This window comes from Microbacterium resistens NBRC 103078, from assembly GCF_001552355.1.
GTDB lineage: Bacteria > Actinomycetota > Actinomycetes > Actinomycetales > Microbacteriaceae > Microbacterium > Microbacterium resistens.
The window spans coordinates 1-4520 of sequence record NZ_BCRA01000103.1; the positions used below are offsets into that span (position 1 = coordinate 1).

Sequence of the window (4520 nt, forward strand, 5' to 3'; positions counted from 1 at the left end):
CGCCGGTCGCGGCGTCCCGGGCGCCCCCGGCGAGCGTGTCGGCGCCGTTCGCGGCCTCGCCGATCTGGTCGCCCAGCGTGGTGAAGCCCAGGAGCACGTTCTCCAGGGTGGTCTCGGACAGCGCGGTGCCCATCGTCGTCGCCGCGGTCTGCGCGATCTGGTCCGCGATCAGCCCGTCCGCGACCCGGGCCTCCGGAGCGGTGCTCACGGAGATCCTGGCCTTCTCGGCGGTCACGTCGGTGTCGTTGATCGCTCGCCCGCCGCTGGTCGCGGCGGAGGAGAAGTCCTCGGGGATCGTGACGACCGCCTGATAGGTGCCGTTGGCGAGCCCGGATGCCGCGTCGTCCTCGTTCGAGATGACCCACGTCAGGTTCGAGTCCGCGTCGTCCGAGCCCTCGACGAGCCCGGAGGCGAGCTGTCGGCCGAGCGGGGCGAGCTGTCCGTCGATCTCCACCGGCTCATCGAGATTGACGATCGCGGCGGTCATCTCCTCGAGCCTCTCGGTGGGATTCTGCAGAGCGGCGACGAGGACGCCCCCGAGAAGACCCGGCAGCAGCAGCACGCCGAGCAGCGTCAGCCAGGTGACGGGGCGGCGCGAGCGCGCCCGTTCGATGAGGGAGGACAAGCGCGTGGTCATTTCGTCTCACTCTGCTCGCTCGGTGCGGCCCAAGCGGTTGCCTCGGCGCGGCCGGAGGGATCGGTGCGGTGGGAATCGGAGCGGCCGTCGTCCGGTTCGTCGGGGCCGGGGAGGCCGAGCACGGCGAAGCTCGACGCCTCGTCGGGCTCATCCACGGAGGAGGACCGGCGCGCGAGCGGCGCGGGAAGGGCGAGGTCGTGCGTGGCGACCGTTCGCCACCCGGCGTCGGTCAGCGCGGCGGCCGCGTCCGATGCCGTGGCGGCGGTGACGACGACGGCGAGCGGATCGCGGGCCGCGCGCGACAGCCGGGCGGAGGCGTCCCGGAGGAGCGCGGCGGCCTGATCGCGGTCCGCGGGGGAGAGGGCGTCCCAGCCGTCGAGGACGACGAGCGAGGTACGGCCGCGCAGGGCATCGCGCAGGTCGGCGAGCGGATCCCCGGAGGTCTCGGCGACGACGCAGCCGACGTGGGCGCGGACCCAGGCCGCGCGGCCGGGAAGAAGATGGCCGGCGACGCGGAGGCGGCCTCCGGACGCGGGGACGCGTCCGGCGAGCGTGAGGGCCAGCGTCCGACGGGCGACGGGGTCGGCGCCCGTGATCACGAGCGCGGCACCCGGAGCGAGTCGCAGCGAGACGCTCCGCAGGGCAGGATGGCGGTCGCCGATCGCGAGGTCGTCCGCGGCGACGACAGCGTCGTCACCGGGCCAGGACCGCAGGCTCCGCTCCCGTTCCACGGCCTCACCCTCGATGTCGACGTGGGGCAGGATCCGCTCCAGCCACGCCGGGATCCGCCAGGCGCGGTCGCCGAGGATCGCCATGAGGGCGGGGATCAGCGTCATCCGCACGAGGAACGCGTCGATCGCGATGCCCGCGGCGAGCCCGAGCGCGATCGGCTTGAGGGACGAGTCGCCCTCCGGGACGAAGGCCACGAACACGGCGAACATGATGAGCGCGGCCGCCGTGACGACGCGGGCGGATCCGGCGAACCCGGTGCGCGTCGCCCGGACCGCGGCGGCGCGGCGCGTGGCGCGGTCGGGGTGCTTCGCGTCGGGGTCGTGCACGTAGTCCTCGCGCATCCGCGACACGAGGAACACCTGGTAGTCCATGGCCAGGCCGAACAGCACTCCCATGAGGACGATCGGCATGAAGCTGATGATCGGGCCGACGCGGGCGACGTGCAGGAGGTCCGCGAACCAGCCCCATTCGAACACGGCCGAGACGACCCCGAAGGCGGCGACGATCGACAGCAGGTAGCCGAGTGCGGCGGTGATCGGCACCCAGATCGAGCGGAACACGATCGTGAGGAGGACGAGGGACAGGCCGATCACGAAGATCCCGAACGGCAGGAGCGCGGCGCCCAGCTGATCCGAGATGTCGATCGCCACGGCGGTGAAGCCGGTGACCTTCAGGTCCACCCCGAACTCGTCCAGCCACTCGTCGTGGTGGGAGCGCAGTTCCCGGACGAGGTCCGCCGTCTCCGGCGCGTCCGGGGCGGTCGTCGGGATGATCTGTACGATGCCGGTGTCGGCGGTCTCGTTCGGGGTGGCGAGGGCCACCTCGGCGACGCCGGGCACCTTCTCCACGGCCTCGCCCAGGTCCTCCATCAGGCCCAGCGGGTCCGTGGAGGTGACGATCGTGCCGGTGAGGATCAGCGGTCCGTTGAAGCCGGGACCGAAGTGCTCGGCGGTGAGGTCGTAGTTCTCCCGGGCCTCCGACCCCTGCGGGAGGACCCCGGCGTTCGGAAGGGCGAGGGCGAGGTTCGCCGCCGGCACCGCGACGATCCCGAGACCGAGGACGACAGCGAGCGCGACCAGGATGGGCCGCCGCGTGACCCCGGCGACCCAGCGCTCGGAGAACGAGGGACGGGCGGCGGGTTCGCGGGCGGGGGCGTCGTGCGCCGTCTCGGCGTCAGCGGTGTCCTCGGCGCCCGTCTTCGCGCCGGCCTTGCGGGCGCGTCGCGAGGGCCTCTTGGCCCGGCCGGCGACGCGACCCTTGACGAAACCGAGCATCGCGGGCGTCAGGGTGACGGCGATGAGCACGGCGATCGCCACCGCCACCGACGCGGCGATGCCCATCGTGGTCAGGAACGGGATGCCCGCGAAACCGAGGCCGATGAGGGCGATGAGGACGGTCACCCCGGCGAAGACGACGGCGGAGCCCGCCGTGCCGGTGGCGCGGGCCGCGGACTCCTCCGGATCCACCCCGGCGCGGACCTGGTCCTGATGGCGGGCGACGATGAAGAGGGCGTAGTCGATCCCCACCGCGAGGCCCAGCATCAGGGCGAGCAGGGGAGTGGTGGACGACACCGTGGCGAAGGCGGTCGCGGCGAAGATGGCCGCCATCGAGATCCCCACGCCCAGCACCGCCGTGAGGAGCGGAAGACCTGCGACGACGAACGAGCGGAACGTCACGATCAGCACGAGCAGGGCGATGAGGAGGCCGACGGCCTCGGTGATCGTGACCGCCGGGATCGACATGGCGAACAGGTCCCCGCCGAGCACGGTCGCCGAGCCCGAGGGCAGCTGGTCCTGGAGCTCGGCGACCACGCTGCGCAGGGCGTCCTCCGTCGCGGGGGTCACGTCGGTGGCCTGGCCCTCGAACTGCAGCCGGACGATCGCGGCGGTGTCGTCCTCGCTCACCATCCCGGCGATGTTCTCGTCGAACGGCGAGGTCGCCGCGAGCACCCCGTCCAGGTCCGCGAGCTCGTCCACGGCGTCCTCGATGGGGGAGCGATAGGCGTCGTCGGTCACCCGGTCGCCGTCGGCGGCGACCACGATGAACTGCGCGCTCGTCCCGCTGACCTGCGGGAAGGTGCGCTCCAGCTGCTCCAGACCGGCCTGGGACTCGGTGCCGGGGATCGAGAAGGTGTTGTCCGTTCCCGAGCCGAGCGTCAGCGCCCCGGCGCCGGCGATCCCGAGCACGATCAGCCACGACACGAGCACGCGCCACGGGTGGCGGAACGACCAGCGTCCGAGTGAGGACAGCAGTGTGGACACGGGGGTTCCTCCCGGGAAAGTTCGATACAGTCGTGTATCCGATACGTCAATGTATCGTAATCCGGTGGCCCTCTCGCATTCTGTGCGCGGGGTGTGAATCCGTCCCGCTCCTCATGCGAGGATCGACGAGAGATCGGCGGCGACGGGGCCGGCCGATCAGGAGGTGGAAGATGTCGACGACGTCGACGCGCAGCAGGGAGAACACACGAGCGCGCCTGCTCGACGCCGCCGCGCAGGTGTTCGCCGAGTCCGGGCTCGACGGTGCGACCGTCGAGGCCGTCTGCGAGCGGGCGGGCTTCACCCGCGGCGCGTTCTACTCCAACTTCGAGTCGAAGGACGAGCTGTTCCTCATGCTCGCGGGGACCGTCGGCAACGAACGGCTCCGTGCGGTGCGGGATCGCGTGGCGGAGATGACGGCGTCCGGGGCGCTGGACGAGGGGTGCGACGTCACCCAGCTCGTCCAGCAGGTCATGGACACCGGCAACGACGACCGTCTCGGCGTCATGCTGCTCAGCGAGATCCGCATCCACGCGCTGCGGGACGAGGCGTTCGGCCGGGCGTACCTGCAGCAGGAGCAGGAGATGGTGGACGGGATCGCCCGGATCATCTCCGACATCGTCGAGTCGGGCACCATGACGCTCCGGGTGTCCCCGGGCGACGCCGCGCGGATGCTCATGATCGCGTGGGAGGGGTGGACCGTCCGCGGCGCGATGGCGGGACTGGACGCCGAGCGCCTGCGCCGAGGCGCGAGCACCGAGCTGGGCGCGGTGGTGGAGCTCCTGCTCGGCGACGACTGCCCTGCTGCCGACCGCTGAGGCGGGTGGGCCCGGTCGTTGAGCGAGGGGCGCAGCGTCGAGTCGAAACGCGGTGACCCCCTTCCCGGTCGTTGA

At 72.1% G+C, this 4520-nt stretch carries 3 protein-coding genes; 1 reads left to right on the plus strand and 2 read right to left on the minus strand.

Annotated features, from left to right (window positions below):
• Both MR1_RS15285 and MR1_RS15290 read right to left on the minus strand, forming a co-directional pair.
• The coding region (locus MR1_RS15285; protein ID WP_255218170.1) for a YhgE/Pip domain-containing protein at positions 1-637 on the minus strand (637 nt) is incomplete at its 3' end.
• Positions 634-3630, minus strand: coding sequence for an efflux RND transporter permease subunit (locus MR1_RS15290; protein WP_084344765.1), 2997 nt, complete (start codon positions 3628-3630; stop codon positions 634-636). The genes MR1_RS15290 and MR1_RS15285, both read right to left, overlap by 4 nt.
• A 170-nt stretch (positions 3631-3800) precedes the next feature.
• Between MR1_RS15290 and MR1_RS15295 the strand changes: the two genes are divergently transcribed.
• Positions 3801-4445 (plus strand): TetR/AcrR family transcriptional regulator, encoded by a 645-nt coding sequence (locus MR1_RS15295; RefSeq protein WP_067248795.1) that lies wholly within the window; start codon positions 3801-3803, stop codon positions 4443-4445.
• Positions 4446-4520: the final 75 nt, after the last annotated feature.